17 protein-coding genes and 1 pseudogene are annotated in these 15,147 nt (G+C 68.8%); 9 read left to right on the top strand and 9 right to left on the bottom strand.

Features of this window, described 5'->3' with window-relative positions; translation table 11 throughout:
• Window positions 1-2: 2 nt before the first annotated feature.
• The gene (locus tag I8N67_RS31080; RefSeq protein ID WP_307835423.1) at window positions 3-1,433 is read right to left on the bottom strand and encodes an FAD-binding protein; all 1,431 of its coding nucleotides are present in this window, start codon (window positions 1,431-1,433) and stop codon (window positions 3-5) included.
• 1,224 nt (window positions 1,434-2,657) lie between these two features.
• Here I8N67_RS31080 and I8N67_RS31075 point away from each other — a divergent pair.
• The 7 genes from I8N67_RS31075 (at window position 2,658) to I8N67_RS43170 (ending at window position 9,498) form a co-directional block, all read left to right on the top strand.
• On the top strand, window positions 2,658-3,866 hold the full coding sequence (locus I8N67_RS31075; RefSeq protein WP_200307570.1) for a sensor histidine kinase: 1,209 nt from the start codon (window positions 2,658-2,660) through the stop codon (window positions 3,864-3,866).
• The gene (locus I8N67_RS31070) at window positions 3,863-4,264 is read left to right on the top strand and encodes a roadblock/LC7 domain-containing protein (protein ID WP_200307569.1); all 402 of its coding nucleotides are present in this window, start codon (window positions 3,863-3,865) and stop codon (window positions 4,262-4,264) included. Before I8N67_RS31075 ends, I8N67_RS31070 begins: the two co-directional genes overlap by 4 nt.
• Window positions 4,261-4,638 (top strand): DUF742 domain-containing protein, encoded by a 378-nt coding sequence (locus I8N67_RS31065; protein ID WP_200307568.1) that lies wholly within the window; start codon window positions 4,261-4,263, stop codon window positions 4,636-4,638. The genes I8N67_RS31070 and I8N67_RS31065 overlap by 4 nt, the downstream gene beginning before the upstream one ends.
• Window positions 4,613-5,206 (top strand): GTP-binding protein, encoded by a 594-nt coding sequence (locus I8N67_RS31060; protein WP_200307567.1) that lies wholly within the window; start codon window positions 4,613-4,615, stop codon window positions 5,204-5,206. The genes I8N67_RS31065 and I8N67_RS31060 overlap by 26 nt, the downstream gene beginning before the upstream one ends.
• 13 nt (window positions 5,207-5,219) lie before the next feature.
• Window positions 5,220-6,560: a cytochrome P450 gene (locus tag I8N67_RS31055; protein ID WP_200307566.1), complete on the top strand. Its 1,341-nt coding sequence runs from the start codon at window positions 5,220-5,222 to the stop codon at window positions 6,558-6,560.
• A gap of 349 nt (window positions 6,561-6,909) precedes the next feature.
• Window positions 6,910-8,100 (top strand): tryptophan dimethylallyltransferase family protein, encoded by a 1,191-nt coding sequence (locus tag I8N67_RS43175; RefSeq protein WP_307835422.1) that lies wholly within the window; start codon window positions 6,910-6,912, stop codon window positions 8,098-8,100.
• 30 nt (window positions 8,101-8,130) lie between these two features.
• Entirely contained in the window at window positions 8,131-9,498 is a 1,368-nt protein-coding gene (locus I8N67_RS43170; RefSeq protein ID WP_307835421.1) for a tryptophanase, read from the top strand.
• Between the two features lie 82 nt (window positions 9,499-9,580).
• Here the strand turns inward: I8N67_RS43170 and I8N67_RS31045 are convergent, their stop codons facing one another.
• From I8N67_RS31045 to I8N67_RS44010, 6 genes and pseudogenes are all read right to left on the bottom strand, one after another.
• A complete protein-coding gene (locus I8N67_RS31045; RefSeq protein ID WP_200307565.1) occupies window positions 9,581-10,054 on the bottom strand; it encodes a cupin domain-containing protein in 474 nt (157 codons plus the stop codon).
• 180 nt (window positions 10,055-10,234) lie between these two features.
• Entirely contained in the window at window positions 10,235-11,263 is a 1,029-nt protein-coding gene (locus I8N67_RS31040; RefSeq protein WP_234046585.1) for a hypothetical protein, read from the bottom strand.
• On the bottom strand, window positions 11,260-11,475 hold the full coding sequence (locus I8N67_RS43165) for an aldo/keto reductase (protein ID WP_234046584.1): 216 nt from the start codon (window positions 11,473-11,475) through the stop codon (window positions 11,260-11,262). Before I8N67_RS43165 ends, I8N67_RS31040 begins: the two co-directional genes overlap by 4 nt.
• Window positions 11,476-11,605: 130 nt before the next feature.
• Window positions 11,606-11,815 (bottom strand): annotated as a pseudogene (locus I8N67_RS44720) (hypothetical protein); the annotation flags it as partial.
• Between the two features lie 352 nt (window positions 11,816-12,167).
• Window positions 12,168-13,175 carry a methyltransferase gene (locus I8N67_RS31035; protein ID WP_200307563.1) on the bottom strand — a complete coding sequence of 336 codons (1,008 nt, stop codon included), beginning with the start codon at window positions 13,173-13,175 and terminating at the stop codon, window positions 12,168-12,170.
• Between the two features lie 166 nt (window positions 13,176-13,341).
• Entirely contained in the window at window positions 13,342-13,470 is a 129-nt protein-coding gene (locus I8N67_RS44010) for a hypothetical protein (protein ID WP_267912852.1), read from the bottom strand.
• A gap of 21 nt (window positions 13,471-13,491) precedes the next feature.
• On the opposite strand from I8N67_RS44010, the gene I8N67_RS43160 reads away from it, so the two are divergent.
• Complete coding sequence (locus I8N67_RS43160) at window positions 13,492-13,956, top strand: transposase (RefSeq protein ID WP_307835420.1); 465 nt, start codon at window positions 13,492-13,494, stop codon at window positions 13,954-13,956.
• Here I8N67_RS43160 and I8N67_RS44715 read toward each other — a convergent pair.
• On the bottom strand, window positions 13,932-14,486 hold the full coding sequence (locus I8N67_RS44715; RefSeq protein ID WP_372443836.1) for a hypothetical protein: 555 nt from the start codon (window positions 14,484-14,486) through the stop codon (window positions 13,932-13,934). The two genes, I8N67_RS43160 and I8N67_RS44715, sit on opposite strands and share 25 nt — an antisense overlap.
• Window positions 14,487-14,655: 169 nt before the next feature.
• Entirely contained in the window at window positions 14,656-14,838 is a 183-nt protein-coding gene (locus I8N67_RS43150) for a polyprenyl synthetase family protein (RefSeq protein WP_372443835.1), read from the bottom strand.
• On the opposite strand from I8N67_RS43150, the gene I8N67_RS43145 reads away from it, so the two are divergent.
• Window positions 14,833-15,063 carry an SGNH hydrolase domain-containing protein gene (locus I8N67_RS43145; protein ID WP_307835419.1) on the top strand — a complete coding sequence of 77 codons (231 nt, stop codon included), beginning with the start codon at window positions 14,833-14,835 and terminating at the stop codon, window positions 15,061-15,063. The genes I8N67_RS43150 and I8N67_RS43145 overlap by 6 nt on opposite strands.
• Window positions 15,064-15,147: the final 84 nt, after the last annotated feature.

Genomic DNA, 15,147 nt, shown 5'->3' with positions numbered 1-15,147 from the left:
GTTCAGAAGATGCCCGGGCCGGGAGTCAGGATGCCGTTCGGGTCGTACTCGTTCTTCCACGAGACGAACCGCGTCCACATCGAGCCGTAGTGCGCCTGCCAGTCGGCCTCCGTGAACGCGCAGGCACCGTGCGGATAGCGCACACCGCCGACGGCAGCCGCGTCCTGGTAGAAGCGGTAGTTGCGGTCCATCATCCGTGACGCGAAGTCGGGGTCGGGGCCGGACCGCGCCGAATCGGTCAGCACGCTCACGAGCCAGACCCAGGGGCCGCTCGCCCCGCTCGGGAGACGCAGCAGCGGTCGGCCGTAGCTCGAACGCAGCATCGGGAAGATCAGCCCGAAACCGGTCGGGCCCAGGTCCTCGGGCGTCAACGAGGCGAACATCGCCTCGACATACTCCTCGACGGCACCGTCCGGCAGGAACAGGTCCGACCAGGGCTTGACCTTCGCGTCCCAGTCCAGGTTCGCCGCGAAGGCGTCGTACATGTCGGTGACCAGGGAGATGTAGTCGAGGTAGCCGTAGTCCTCGAAGGCGGCCGTGTCCGCTACGGGGCTGAGGCCACGCAACAGGTGGGACGCGTCGGGGACCTCGCCCGTATTGTGGAAGACGGTGGCCCAAAGGGTCAGGGGCTGTGCCGTGCCCGGCTGGGGAATGCTGCCGAGCGAGTCGAACTCGCCCCGGTTCGCGAGGACTCGGATGTCCTGGAAGAAGGTCGGGATGTCCGCGTACCCGATCCGGTACGTACGGGCCGACTGCTTGGCCGGCACCAGGTCCAGGGTCGCTCGTGTGATCACACCGCACTGGCCGAGTCCGGCGAGCGCCGCCTCGAACAGGTCGCTGTTCTGCGTGTCGGAGCACCACTTCTGGTGGCCTTCGCCCGTGACCACCTGGAGCCGCTGGGCGTGATCGACCTGGGCGCCGACCTGATAGGACGACATCATCCCGATGCCGCCCATGGACAGGGTCCCGCCGACCGTCGTACTGGTGTAGCTGGTGATCGACGCCGGTGTGAGGCCCTGCTCGTAGGCGGCCTCGATCAAGTCCTTCCACAGCACGCCGGCATCGACGTCGGCGCCGTCCGTGCCGATCGAGTGGACCGTGTTCAGGGACCGCGTCTCGATGACCAGGCCACCGCTCACGAGCGGTTGACCGAACATGGCGTGGTGCGCACCGGCCGGTGCGACCTCGATGCCGTGGTCGGAGCAGAAGGCGACCATCTTCCGGATGTCCCGGACGGAACCCGGCCGAAGCACCGCGCATGGCGTCCGGAACACGATGTTGCCCTGGTCGTGCGCGTTCGCCGCGAGGGACTCGGCGTCGAACGTGAGGGTGCCGTCGAGCGACGGCGCCGCCGCGAACGACGTACTGTCCGCGGCGGCGGCCTCGGTCACCCACTGCCGGGCGACCAGGTCGAAGCCCGCCACGAGCACCACGGTCCCGGCTCCCCATCGGGCCAGGAACCGGCGTCTGCTGACGGGACCGCGTTCTGTAAGTGACATGACAACCTCCGGTTCTGACGCGGCGGATCGTCGACACACCGCGTCGGGTTTGCCGTCTCGCCCTCAGGGCGACTTCAGGCTTCAGGCTTCAGGCTTCAGGCTTCAGCTGAGCAAAGTGGTGCGGGACCGACGGCCGCACTCCGGCGCACACCTCGGCACCCGGCGCCCAGTGAGCGCCCGCGCCGGGAGCGTCAGCGAGTCCGCCGCGACCGATCCGGCGGCACGCCTAGGAACCACCCCGCCACCCGTGCTCGCGCCCGTGGTGACCTCCGGGGTCACGCACTTCGGCTCCGCACGGCCGCGCACCGCCGACACCACCACCCCTCGGCCGGCACCCCTCGGCCGGCACCCCTCGGCCAGTCAACCGAGTTCCCCGACCCTGGTGCCGGGTCCGGTCCGTGGCTCTCCCCCATAGCGATCTCCCCCCTGGATTCCGCGCAACGCCCATCATGGCGCCCCGAAGGCCCACCGCGCGATAGGTCGAATCGCCAACACCCGCCGGATCTACGACCGGCGACCCGACGAGGCCCCGGCACGGGAGCCCACGGTGTGCTTCAACCCTCATGGGCGGCACCTGGACGTCCCCTACGAGGTCATGCACTGGTTCATGGACCAGGTCGCGGAGGAGATCCACACCTCCCGCGACCGGATGCGACCGGATGCGACCGCGACCCGAACTCGTCGACTCCATTCACCAATTGCGCCAGAAGTACGTGGCGTCATCAATGACGACGGTTTTACTCATGTCCTGACACAGATGCGCGCCGCGGCCCCCGAGGCGGACCTTCCCGCCATTCTCGCGGCCGCCTTCGGCGCAGGCCGGACGGAACCACCATGGACCATCCACAAACACTGCGACCCGCCGCCGACCAGGGCGCGGGGCGGATATCGGCACGCACCGGTTCCTCACTCCTATATAGGCGCGGCCAGGGGCTTCCACCCTATTCAACCTTCGCAAGAGACCCCCAGGTTGACGACCCGTCATCAGCCGGAGCGATGATACGATCACCGCACTTACCGAACGGACGGATGGGTGCAAAAGGAGCATCCTTCGCCATTGGGGGAAGCCTGAGCGGCAACCCCGAAATGGCTGGCCTTCGGTCTGTGTGCATTGACGGGAATTCAGTAGCTGGCTTTCGGCCGCCTGAAGAGGGTCTCATGACGCAATACATACAAAATCCGGCGCTCTGGGCACTCCTTGTCGTAACCCTTGTCGCCGTCGCTCTCACTGTTCGTCAGCGAGGGACGGCGCGGAAATTACGACAGGAGATCGCAGGGCTCAGAAATCACTACGGTGAGTTGGAGAGCCAATACTCGGAGTCCGTCCACACGGCCCAGCGGGAAGCCGAGGGAGAGACGCGGACGGCCCTGAAGTCCGCCATGCGGACACTGCAGGGGCTCGCCGCCGAGCAGCAGCGCATCATCTCCGGGCTGCAGCGCAAGTACGGTGACTCGGTCATGCTCCAGGACCTTCTGGAGATCGACCACATGAACGCGCAGTTCGGCCGGCGTGCCCAGTCCATCGCCGTGCTGTGCGAGGGCTGGCTCGGCCGGCACCGCGACGTGGCCTCGGTGTACGACGTGGTCCGCAGCGCCCAGGGCAGGATCCGCCACTTCCAGCGGGCGCAGATCCTGTCGAAGGTCGACTTCGGTGTCACCAGCCGGGCCGTCGAACCGGTGGCGCTGGCACTGGCCGAGCTGCTCGACAACGCGACCAGCTACTCCAGCCCGGACACCGTGGTCGAGATCAACGTCCGTACCGTGCCCAAGGGCGTCTGCATCGTCGTCGACGACGCCGGTGTCGGTATGAACGAGGAGGAGAAGGCGAGGGCCGAGAAGCTCCTGACGAGCGAGCGGGCCACGGGCGTCTCGGGGCTGGGCAACCCGCCGCAGTTCGGCTTCGCGGTGATCGGTGTGCTCTGCGAGCGGTTCGGCTTCACGGTGTCCGTGGACTCCACCTCCCCGTACGGAGGTGTGCGGGCGGTCGTGCTGCTGCCCGACGAACTGCTCACCAGCATGCCGGAGCCCAAGCAGCCGACGGCGTCCGTGGACCCGGCGCCGCCGAGGGACGTGCCGGCGCAGGTCGACGCGGGCCCCTCGGCGTACGAGAACGAGCCCGAGCCCTCGCTGCCCGTGGCCACGACCGATGACGGTCTGCCCAAGCGGCGCCGCAAGCGGCCGATGGCCCTGGTCTCGACGGGCCCGTCCGCCGCCTCGGGGACCCCGAAGCGGCGCAGCGAGGAGACGGCAGCGCTCATGGCCGCCTTCAAGCAGGGCACGGACGCGGGCCGCGCGACGCATCCGGAGGCGGCGGAGCGGCCGAGCAGTACCCGTGACGCAAGCAGCGAAGGGCACGAGGTCCAATGAACAACGATCTTTCATGGATGCTTGACAGCGCCTTGGAGATCCCCGGTGCTCGCCACGCGGTCCTGGTCTCCTCCGACGGGCTGCTGAGGGCCCGTTCGAAGGACGTGGGCAAGGACGACGCGGACAAGGCCGCCGCCGCGATGAGCGGCATGCAGTCGTTGAGCCGGTCGCTGGCGTTCTTCTGTTCCACCTCGGAGCTGCGGTGGCAGCAGACGCTGGTCGAGTTCGACGGCGGCTGGATCTTCCTGATCTCGGCCGGTGCGGGTGCCTATCTCGCGGTGTCGGCCTCCTGCGACGTCGATATGGCCGACATCACCTTCCGGATGCAGCAGCTTGTCGGCCAGCTAGGCAAGGTCATGACAACTCCGCCTCGGGAAAGCAGCGTGGTAGGGCCATGAACGATGCCGACAAGCAGGACCTCGAAGCCACCGAATTAGTACGGCCGTATGTCATCACCAACGGCCGCAGCCTCCCCCGCGAGAGCCAGTTCTCCCTGATCACGCTGGTCACGGCGACGGCCGACGAGCAGCAGCGGCCTGCCCGCCTCTCCCCCGAGGAACAGAACCTGCTGCGGATGTGCGTCGGCGGCTATCTCTCCGTCGCCGAGATCGCCGGGCACACCCAGCTGCCGATCGGGGTGGTGAAGATCCTGCTGGCCGCCCTCTCCGAGGCCGGCTATCTCGTCTCCCGCCCGCCGGTGGCGCGTGCGCCCGTCGCCAACCTGCAGCTTCTTGAGGAGGTGCTCCATGGTCTCCAGTCCAAGTTTGGATGAGCGGGCGTACGTTCCTGGCGGAGAGACGCAGACCGCCGTGAAGATCCTGGTCGTCGGGCACTTCGCGGTGGGCAAGACCACGTTCATCGGGTCGATCTCCGAGATCTCTCCGCTCACCACCGAGGAGACGATGACCCAGGCGGGGGAGGTGGTCGACGACCTCAAGGGCGTCCAGGGCAAGACCACCACCACGGTCGCCATGGACTTCGGGCGGCTGACCGTCAGCGAACGCGTCGTGCTGTATCTCTTCGGTACGCCCGGCCAGCAGCGCTTCGTACAGATGTGGGAGGACATGGCACGTGGCGCCCTCGGGGCGCTGGTGCTGGTCGACCCCGAGCGGCTGGCGGACTCGTTCGCCGTGATCGACCTGATCGAGCAGTACGGACTCGACTACGCGATCGCCATCAACCACTTCGACGGTACGTCGTCCCGTGACAAGAGGGCGCTGCGCGAAGCGCTGGATCTGCTCGACGACACCCCCATCGTCACCTGCGACGCGCGTGACGAGCGGTCGTCGGCCGAAGCACTGATCACTCTCGTCCGCTACTTGATGGACCGCGCCCGTTAGGAGCAGCGCAGACATGACCCCAGAATCCACCTTCCCCGCACCGCCGCCCGGCTGTCCTGCCCATGACAGCGGACTGCGGGTCCCGTTGTACGGGCCGGAGTACGCGGCCGATCCGCAGGCGTACTACGCGCACATGCGTCACTACGGGCCGACCGCACCGGTCGAGATAGCGCCCGGCGTGGACGCGACCCTCGTCACGGACCACGCGACGGCACTACAGCTGCTCCAGGACCCCGGCAACTTCCGTAAGGACGCCCGCCGTTGGCGGGACGTCGCCGAGGGAAAGATCGGCCCGGACAGCCCGGTCGTGCCGATGCTGGGGTACCGGCCCAACTGCATGTTCACCGACGGCGCCGAGCACGCCCGGCTGCGCCAGGCGGTCACCGACAGCCTGGCCCGGGTGGATTCCCGTCGGCTGAGCGACATGACCAAGCGGGCCTCCGACTACCTGATAGCCCAGGTGGCCTCCCGCGGCTCGGTCGACCTGATGAACGACTACGTCAAGCAGCTGCCGCTGCTGGTGTTCAACGAGCTCTTCGGCTGCCCGGCGGACATCGGTGACCGGGTCGTCTTCGGCATCTCCGGAGTCTTCGAGGGTGTCAACGCCGAGAAGGCGAACGCGGTGCTGGGCCAGGCCGTGTTCGAACTGGTGGCGCTCAAGCGGGCCACGCCGGGCGACGACGTCGCCTCGTACCTGATGGGGCACGAGGCGCGGCTGACCGACGAGGAAATGGTCCACCAGCTGATCCTGCTCCTGGGCGCGGGCGCCGAACCGCTGCGCAACCTCATCGGCAACACGCTGCACCGGCTGTTCATCCACGACCGGTACGCCGAAGGCGGCCTGATCGAGGAGGCCATCGACGACACGCTGTGGGAGAACCCGCCCATGGCCAACTTCGCGCCGCACTACCCCGCGGCCGACATGGACTTCGGCGGGACGAAGCTCAGGGCCGGTGATCTGGTCCTGGTCAGCATGACGGCGGCCAACACCGACCCGGCGCTCGCGGCGCACCAGACGGGCGGCAGGCGAGCCCACTTGTCCTGGAGCGCCGGTCCGCACGCCTGCCCGTCCAAGGAACTCGCCCGGCTGGTCACGATGGTGGCCATCGAGAACCTGCTCAACCGGCTGCACGACATCGAACTCGCGGTGCCGGAGGACAGCCTGACCTGGCGTCCCGGCCCGTTCCACCGCGCGCTGGCCGCGCTGCCCTGCCGCTTCACCCCGCAGGTCGTGCAGCGGCCGAACCCGCCGCGCGCGACGGAGGGCTCCGCACCCGGCGACCAGGCCGCGGCGGGACGGAAGTCGGAGCGGGCGGGGGTGTGGGGCTCCTTCCTGTCCTGGTTGAAGGGGTGACGTACACGACACCCGGTAATACGAATCGCTGCATGAGCTTTCAACCAAAGGGGTAGTAACGCGGCGGCATTCGTGGTGACCAGTAGACAAAGGGAGGTGTCGTGGACCACATATCCACCGACGCCGCTTCTGTTCGACATCCGGCCCTACCCCTCCGCCACCGACGGCACACCGCGTTACGGAACACAGAGGCCCACGGAGGCGTGACCCGCCACCGGTCGCCGCACCACGAGATACCCGCCCAGGCCGGCGGGTATCTTTCTGTGTCCCCTCGCGTCGGCGGCGCCCACGGGGCAGGGCTCCTGAGCGGGGACCCGCACCCGCGTTCCGAGCGGCGGCGGGAGCAGTGGTGAGCCTCTTCGGGACCGGCGCCGGGAGTACCCGGACGGATCAGACGCTCGGCGGGCTCGTGACGGGCCAATTACTGCGGCTGTGCCAGGTGTCCGGCCTCGCACGAACGGACGCCGAGACGTACGCGGACGTACTGACCGACTCACTGGGAGCGGTGGCCGAACGGCCGCTGGACCTGCCGCCCCCCTATCGAAGTTTCCTGTCCGACGACTCCACGCCGGTGGAGTACTCGCTCTCCTTCAGGCCGGGCGCCCCGCCGACGACGCGGGTGCTGCTGGACCCGGGGTGCGGTGCCGGCGGTCTGCGGGAGAACGGCCGTGCCGGGCTGGGCGTGGTCCGGTCGATGGCGCGGCGCTGGGGCTTCGCCATGGATCGGCTCGACGCTCTGGAGGACCTGTTCTTCCCTTCCGAGCCCGAGGGTCCGCTGGCGTTGTGGATCGCGCTGGAGTTACTCCCCGGCGGCGTTCCCAAGGCCAAGGTGTACTTGAATCCGTCGGCGTCCGGCCCCGCGCGTGCCGCCGAGACGGTACGGGAGGCGCTGGACCGGCTCGGCCACCGGCACGCCTTCGACACCCTGCCGCCGGCCGACGGATACCCGTTCCTCGCGCTCGACCTGGGCGACTGGGAAGCACCCCGGGTGAAGATCTACGCCACTCATCACGGGCTGCCCGCGACAGCCGCGGGCGGTCTGTGCCGGATGGAATCCGGCCCGGACGGCGAGACGTTGGAGGAGTTCCTCCGCACGGTGGGCGGATTCGACGACGGGACGGGAGACCTCGGGGCCCCGCCGGCGGCGAGGTTCGACCGGCGGCCCGTCCTCTCCTGTCACTCCTTCACCCGGACGACCGGCGGACCCACCGGCTTCACCCTGCACGTCCCGGTCAGGGACTACGCCCGGGACGACGGCGAGGCGCTCGGGCGGGCGAGAGCCGTCCTCGGCGGCCACGGCCTGGACGCCGCCGTCCTCGACCGGTCGTTCGCCGCCGTCACCTCGCGCCGGCCGGAGGACGGCGTGGGGCTCATCGCGTACCTGGCACTGGCCCACGAACAGGGCCGCTCGCCCCGGGTGACCGCGTACATCTCGTCGGAGGCCTACGAGGTCCGGCTGCCGGCCGTCCCGCTGTCGCCGCAGGGGGTGTCCGCCACCGGACAGCCCGAACCAGTCGTCGACGCAACAGCCATGAACTAAGCACACAGAACGTCAGGAGCAAGGATCAGCGTGGAGCCCTACCGCATCAAAGTCGTCGAGCCCATCGCCCTCACCACTCGGGAGCAGCGTGAAGCAGCGCTGCGACGGGTGCACTACAACCTCTTCGACCTGCGCGCCGAGGAGGTGACCATCGATCTGCTGAGCGATTCGGGCACCGGCGCCATCTCCGCCGCGCAGCTCGCCGCGGGCATGGAGGGCGACGAGTCCTACGCCGGCTCGCGCTCCTTCTACCGTTTCCACGAGACGGTGACGGAGCTGACCGGCTACGCGCACATCCTGCCGGCCCATCAGGGCAGGGCAGCGGAACGCATCCTGTTCACGACGCTCCTCGAACCCGGCGGCATCGTCCTGGCCAACACCCACTTCGACACCACCCGGGCGAACGTGGAACTCTCCGGATGTCAGGCACATGACCTTCCCTGTGCCGAGGCCCGGGACCTGGACAGCAAGCTGCCCTTCAAGGGGAACATCGACCTGGACGCGCTGCGGCGCACCCTCGAAGGACCGGACGGCTCCCGCGTCCGTGTGGTGGTCATGACGATCACCAACAACGGCGGCGGCGGCCAGCCCGTCTCCATGGAGAACCTGCGGCAGACCTCCGAACTCTGCCGCAGCCACGGTGTCCCGATGATCCTGGACGCCGCCAGGTTCGCCGAGAACGCCTGGCTGGTGACCCGCCACGAAGCCGCCTACAGCGGCCACACCCCGCGCCAGGTCGCCGAAGAGGCGTTCCGCCTGGCCGACGGCTGCGTCATGAGCGCCAAGAAGGACGGCATCGTCCACATCGGCGGGTTCATCGGGCTCAACGACCCGGAACTCGCCGAGAAGTGCGAACGGCTCCTCATCGCCACCGAGGGCTTCGCCACCTACGGCGGTCTCGCGGGACGCGACCTCGACATGATGGCCACCGGCCTGCTGGAGGTGACCGAGCCCGCGTACCTCGCCGAGCGGGCCGACGTCGCCTCCCATCTCGCCGACCGCGTCCGCGCGGCGGGCGTCGACATCCTCGAACCCCCGGGGCTGCACGCCCTGTACCTCAACGCCGGACGCCTGTTCCCCCACATACCGGCCCACCACTACCCGGGCCACGCCCTCGCCTGCCGGCTCTATCTGGAGGGCGGCATACGGTCGGCCGAGCTCGGCTCCCTCTATCTCGGTGAGGAGGACGAGGACGGCAACCCCATCAAGAGCGCGCCGTACGAACTGGTCCGGCTGGCGCTCCCCCGCCGGGTCTACACGCGCAGTCACTACGACCATGTCGGCCGCACCCTGGAACGGATCGCCAAGGAAGCGGACTCCGCGCACGGCTACCGGATCGTGGAGCAGTCCCCGATTCTGCGGCACTTCCGCGCCAAACTGCAGCCGGTGACCGGCTGAGCCGTCCGATGACACACCGGTACCCCTCGGCGCCGCCTCTCCGGCGCCGAGGGGTACCGGCCCACGAATCACCGCGTCCGCGTCAGTCGAAGGTGAATCCGTACTTGTCGGCGACAGCGGCCATGGCCTTCACATCGACCTCGTCGAGCGGAGGGCCCGCCTGTCCGCGTACACCCGGAGTGCCTATCTCGGTGAACATCGCGTCCATGCCGCCCGGGGCGTACAGGAAGTAGATGCGCGCGGGCTTGGTCCGGCTCAGGTTCCTGAAAGAGTGCCGGACGCCCTTGGGCACGTAGACCACGCCGCCCGCTCCGACCTCGTACTCCTCGTCCCTGGCGGTGATGACGAGTTGTCCGTCCATGACGATGAACGTCTCCGACTCCCCGTGGTGTGTGTGCGGAGGCGGCCCGGCGTCGGCGGGCATGATCGCCTCCACGAGGGAGAGTTCGCCGTCGGTCTGCGCCGCCTTCAGCAGGGTGGTGTACGTGTCGCCGACGAGGAAGACAGGCTCACCACCGTCCGGCGGAACCTGTACAGGGGGAATGTGCAGGGACACACGTATTCCTTCGTGTCATGGGAAGTTGACGGGGCCGCCCACCATGCAGAGCTGCCCACCGCGCACGGAGTCTGACAACGGTGAATGTCCCGGCAACACGCCAAGAAGTGCTCAACAAGTGCTCACTCGCGCCCACTTCCGCCTACGCACGACCCGGGGCGGGGCGGATCGGTGCTCCGCTCAGTTCATGCTCCACAACACGTCCTTGACGTGCCGCACCCCGGCCGTCAGCTGGCGGCGGTAGGTGCTGAAGGACATCCCGAGGCGCCGGGCCGCCGCCTCCTGCGTGGGGGCGGCCTTGCTGTACGTGGTCGTGAGGACCCGGTGACGTGTCTCGCCGCCGCGTTCCTCCCGCAGGGTGTCGATGGCCAGCAGCAGAACAGCGTGGAGACTCCGGCCGTGCTCCACGACCAGGCGGCTGCGGCTCAGGGGGTTGGCCGCCAGCTCGGCCGGCCACCACAGCACACGCAGCGCGTCCCGTACGGCGGTGTCGAACTCCGCTCGGGACAGCACGACTTGGTCCCTCCGCTCCTGCGGTGGCGCGACCGCGGAGGTGACGGCGACCGCGCCCTCCTGCATGGCTTCGTGCCGCTCCGCCACCCACGCCATGGCGGACCGGGTACGCCAGTCCTGGGCGAACAGGCGGTAGCCGTGGTCGCCGACCACGGGTCCGGCATCCGTCGCCATCATGTTGGGCTCGAGGTGAGCGTTCCAGAATCCGTCGTCCCGCATCACGACGAACAACCACGCCAGCCGGTCGGCCCGGATGATTTCCGCCGTCACGCGCCACGTGACCAGGTTCAGAGAGGGCGAGGGCCGCTGGTACGCCTGCGGGTCCACCATGAACCGTGAAATGGCCATGTGCTCGCCCGCTCGCAGTGGGCTGTCGGCGCGCGCATGAGCCCAGGCGGCGGCCACCACCGGATCGACGTCCTCCCCCTCCGGCCCGCTGAGACGCAGGAATGCCGAGAAAGCGGTGATGTCGTCGGAGCGGATCGAGCGATAGACAGTGAACGCTTCGGGCTGCCGGTCCAGCCAGAAGCGGGCGATGGCAGCGGACTCGGCGCCCTCCGTCTCCCGCACCAGCTCCATGACACGGCCCTCGTCGACGGGCGCACAGGGCATGGCCCGCACCGCCCTGTCGGGGTCCCACACGAGGGTGTCGGCAAGGTGACCGAGGCCCCGGTCCAGGTACACCAGGGAGTTCATCGCCTGGAGCATCCGCCCGACGGGCACGCCCCGGACCCGACCCAGCAGATGAGGTTCCGCTCGGCCTGGGCGAGCGTACGGGCGCCGATGACGGGCGAGGCGACCGCGGGGTTGGTGAGCGTCCGGGCGAGCGCCACCTGAGCGGGCTCGGCGCCCAGCTCGGCGCCCAGCTCGGCGGCCATCTCGGCCACCACATCGGCGACGGCGAGCAAGTGTTCCGTCAGGTTTCCGGAGGCTTCGATCCCCCCTTGCGGGAACCGGAGGCGGTCGCCCGCCATCGCCGCCGACCAGGTCTTCCCTCCTGTACTTGCCGGTCAGCACACCGCCGCCCAGCGCCGACCACGGCACCACACCCATCCCCTTGCTCGCGGCCGGCCAAATCAACTCGTGCTCGACGGTGCGCTGGATGAGGCTGTACTCGATCTGGAGGGCGACGAAGGGCGACCGGTGGTCTCCACCGACCGGATCATGTTGAGCCGGTGGTTGCCGCCGGAGTCGGGGTTGCCCGGCTCTCTCCGACGCACCGTCCGTGTAATTGACCGACGTGTCCACGAACTTGCCGCCGCGGTCGAGGCAGAGGTCGAAGAACTTCGCTGCTTCGTCGGGCCCGGAGCCCCCAGCCCCATTCCCTCACCGAAGGTCATGGTGCCCAGGGCGAGACGCGCAGCCCGGAGCGGCCCAGAAGGCGGTAGTCGTCGAGGGACAGAACAGTCGACATGGCGCAACTCCCGTTGCGTGGACGCTGTTTCGGCGACCATAAGCCGCTCGCGCCGGGATTCCCTGGCTGTCCCACACCCAGGAAGCGCACTCCCCCTACGACGCCCACGGCGCGCTCACGCACCAGAGGCACAAGCAATCGCGCTTGTGCCTCTGCAGAGATACCGACCTCGATGAGCGGGGCGGATCAGAGCAGAGTCGTCTCCAGAATGGACAGGGGCGAAGGGGTCGCCACCACGCGGTCGAGCGTGAACCCGGCGCCACCCAGCAGCCGTTCGTACTCCGCTTCCGTACGTTCCCTGCCGCTGAGCATGCCCAGCATCGTCAGGTCGACCACCTTCGCCAGGTGCGGCTCGTCGCCCTCCGGCACGATGGCCTCGATCACCAGCAGCCGGGCGCCGGGCCGAGCCGCCTTCCTGATGGCCGCGAGGATGCGTCCGCTCTCCTCGTCGTTCCAGTCGTGGAGGACGTAGGCCAGCACATAGACGTCCGCGGCCGGTACCTCCTCGAAGAAGCTGCCACCGAGGACCTCGACGCGGTCGGTCAGGCCTCGCGCCGCGAGCACGCCGTGCGCCGCCGACACGACCTCCGGCAGGTCGAAGACGATCCCGGCCTGGTCCGGGTTCCGGCTGAGCAGTTCCGCGATGACAGTGCCGTCGGCGCCGCCGAGGTCCGCGACGGTACCGCCGCCCGGCAGGACGTAGTCGTCGAACATGCCGGCCCGCACGCTGGCCACCACACCGGCCATCGCGCTGTTCGTCAGGGCGACGCGTTCCGGTTCCTCGACCACCCAGTCGAAGAAGGGCTTCCCGTAGTACGTCTCGGCGGCGGGCATTCCCGTTCTGACCGTGTCGAGGAGTCCCCCGAACGGAAGGTAGTGCGTCTCCATCCAGAAAAGGGCCGCCGGCCGCAGCGACATGGGGTGCGTGGCGGAGAGGAACGCGCCGAGCGGCGTCACCGCGACCCTGCCCGCACCGGCGTCCTGGAACAGCCCGAACGGAGCCAGCGTACGGATGAGACGGCCCAGGGCCTCCTCGTGCGCACCGGTCTCACTCGCCAGGCTCGCCAGGTCCCTGGGACCGTCGGCGAGCCTGGTCGCCACGTCCAGCTTCGCGATGACGTACAGGGCTTGGGAGATCTGAAACCCGGCCAGCATCTGGGTCAGCGGCATCACGGGCGGGACGGTGGGCGGCATGGGGCCAATGGCGTTGTCATTCCCGGTGCTTGTCAACTCGTATTCAATTTCTAGGTGCTTTCCCGATCCTTTCGATTGTTGCGGTGGATACGCGTCAAATGCTGCTCACTCACTGCTCATAGAGTGATCGGCCTCTGCCCGGCCCAGGTGATCGCCTGCCACGGGCTCACGGCACGATGAGCGCCTTCACCACACGCTGGGCGGCGACGTCCTCCAGCGCGGCCTGCGCCTCGTCGAGGCCGTACTCCCTGGTGATGAGGTCGGCCCACGGGAAGATCCGCCCGTAGCGGGCCATGACCTGGACCGCCCGGTACAGGTGCCTGATGTCGCTGCCCCAGCAGCCGCGGATGACGACAACGGCATCAAGTGGCGTGCGATGCCCGTCGATTTTCCGGCGTGGGACCGTGTCTACGCCTTCTTCCGCAGGTGGCGGAAGCAGGGCCTGGCCGGGGAACTGCACGACCGGCTTCGCGGGAGAGTTCGCACCGCGGAGGGCCGCGACCGTGAGCCGAGCGCGGGAATCATCGACTCGCAGTCGGTGAAGGCAGCAGCCTCGGTGCCCGCCGTGTCACGGGGCTACGACGGCGGGAAGAAGATCAACGGAAGGCGCCGGCACGTCATCACGGACAGCCTCGGCCTGCTGCTGATGGTCTGGGTGACCGCCGCGAATGTCACCGACCGCGAGGCCGCCCGCGCCATGCTGCCCGTGCTGCGGACACGGTTCAGGAAGATCACTCTGGTGTGGGCCGACGGCGGCTACACCGGCCGCATCGTGACCTGAGTGAAGGAAAAACTCCAGCCCATCCTGCAGATCGTCAAGCGCAGTGACGACATGACCGGGTTCGTGGTGCTGCCGAGACGTTGGGTGGTGGAGCGCAGTCTGGGGTGGCTGATGCGCTCGCGCCGCCTGGTGCGCGACTTCGAGGCGCTGCCCGCTTCCAGCGAGGCGTTCATCTCTATCTCGGCGAGCATGCTCATGGCCCGCCGCCTGGCCCGCACCACCGCCGTGAGCAGACCGCTCAGCTCCCCGCGGCAGGCGCAGCCGACGCTCGTGGCATGAACCGGCCCCGGCACCCTGTCCACGTGCGTCGGCGGTGCCGGAACCTGCACCTCCAAGCGGGGCGGATCCGCCGCATCGTCACCAGCGGCCAGGGCCTCGGCCAGCTCCACCCGAGCGATCACCCGGCGCTCCGACACCGCCTCCGACACACCGAGGTCGGTCAGGATCCGGTCCGCTTCCGCCTGGAGCTCCTCCACGGCCGCCCGGGCAGCGGTCTCCCGTTCCTCCAGCAAGCCCATCACCGACGCCACCGGCTACCTCCCCATCACCGAGAACGAACTGAACGTCCGAACCCTCCCTCGGCAACACCAACACCATGCCTGATCAGCGGAAACTCAACGATCACGCCCGGAAAGACAACGGCTTCCGAGGTCAGCACCCGAGCCTGCTCGGGGTCGGCATCGCTGAGCGCGTGGGCCATCAGCGCGGTGGCCGTGCCCTCCCCAAGTCGTCCAGTGTCGACTTGCCGGTCTTCGCCGGGTCCGCGAAGACGCCGAGCAGGTCGTCGCGCAGCTGGAAGGCCTCGCCGATCGGCAGGGCGTAGGCGGTGCAGACGTCCAGCAGGCCGCGGTCCGCTCCGGCGAGGACCGCGCCGATGTGCAAAGGCCGCTCCACGGTGCACTTCGCCTGGCGAAGTCGTCCGGCGCCACACTGATCGACCCCACCCTCTGGCTGTGCGCCGCCAAGGCAACTGCCCTCCTGGTCGGAAACACGGTCGTCTACCGCGACAAGAGCCACATCTCCGACACGTATGCGGAAGCGGTCGCCCCTGTGCTGGGCGAACGGCCGGCCGATGGCATGGCCCGGGAGTCCCAGCCGCGAGGATGACGGCGTGCTTGCACTTGGCCTACTTGCTCGGACCGCACAAGACGGACTTGGTCGCGACCCGCCTGTTCCGCTGCGTTAACCCAG

The sequence above is a fragment of the Streptomyces adelaidensis genome (assembly GCF_016598475.1).
Taxonomy (GTDB): domain Bacteria; phylum Actinomycetota; class Actinomycetes; order Streptomycetales; family Streptomycetaceae; genus Streptomyces; species Streptomyces adelaidensis.
The sequence above is the reverse complement of the archived record's forward strand: the minus strand, read 5'-3'. Positions and strand labels throughout refer to the sequence as shown.

Bases quoted from the DNA above. Each gene is read 5' to 3' on its own strand.
- I8N67_RS31075 (WP_200307570.1), top strand. From the start codon at position 2,658: ATGACGCAATACATACAAAATCCGGCGCTCTGGGCACTCCTTGTCGTA.
- I8N67_RS31070 (WP_200307569.1), top strand. From the start codon at position 3,863: ATGAACAACGATCTTTCATGGATGCTTGACAGCGCCTTGGAGATCCCC.
- I8N67_RS31065 (WP_200307568.1), top strand. From the start codon at position 4,261: ATGAACGATGCCGACAAGCAGGACCTCGAAGCCACCGAATTAGTACGG.
- I8N67_RS31060 (WP_200307567.1), top strand. From the start codon at position 4,613: ATGGTCTCCAGTCCAAGTTTGGATGAGCGGGCGTACGTTCCTGGCGGA.
- I8N67_RS31055 (WP_200307566.1), top strand. From the start codon at position 5,220: ATGACCCCAGAATCCACCTTCCCCGCACCGCCGCCCGGCTGTCCTGCC.
- I8N67_RS31040 (WP_234046585.1), bottom strand. From the start codon at position 11,263: ATGAACTCCCTGGTGTACCTGGACCGGGGCCTCGGTCACCTTGCCGAC.
- I8N67_RS31035 (WP_200307563.1), bottom strand. From the start codon at position 13,175: ATGCCGCCCACCGTCCCGCCCGTGATGCCGCTGACCCAGATGCTGGCC.
- I8N67_RS44010 (WP_267912852.1), bottom strand. From the start codon at position 13,470: ATGGCCCGCTACGGGCGGATCTTCCCGTGGGCCGACCTCATCACCAGG.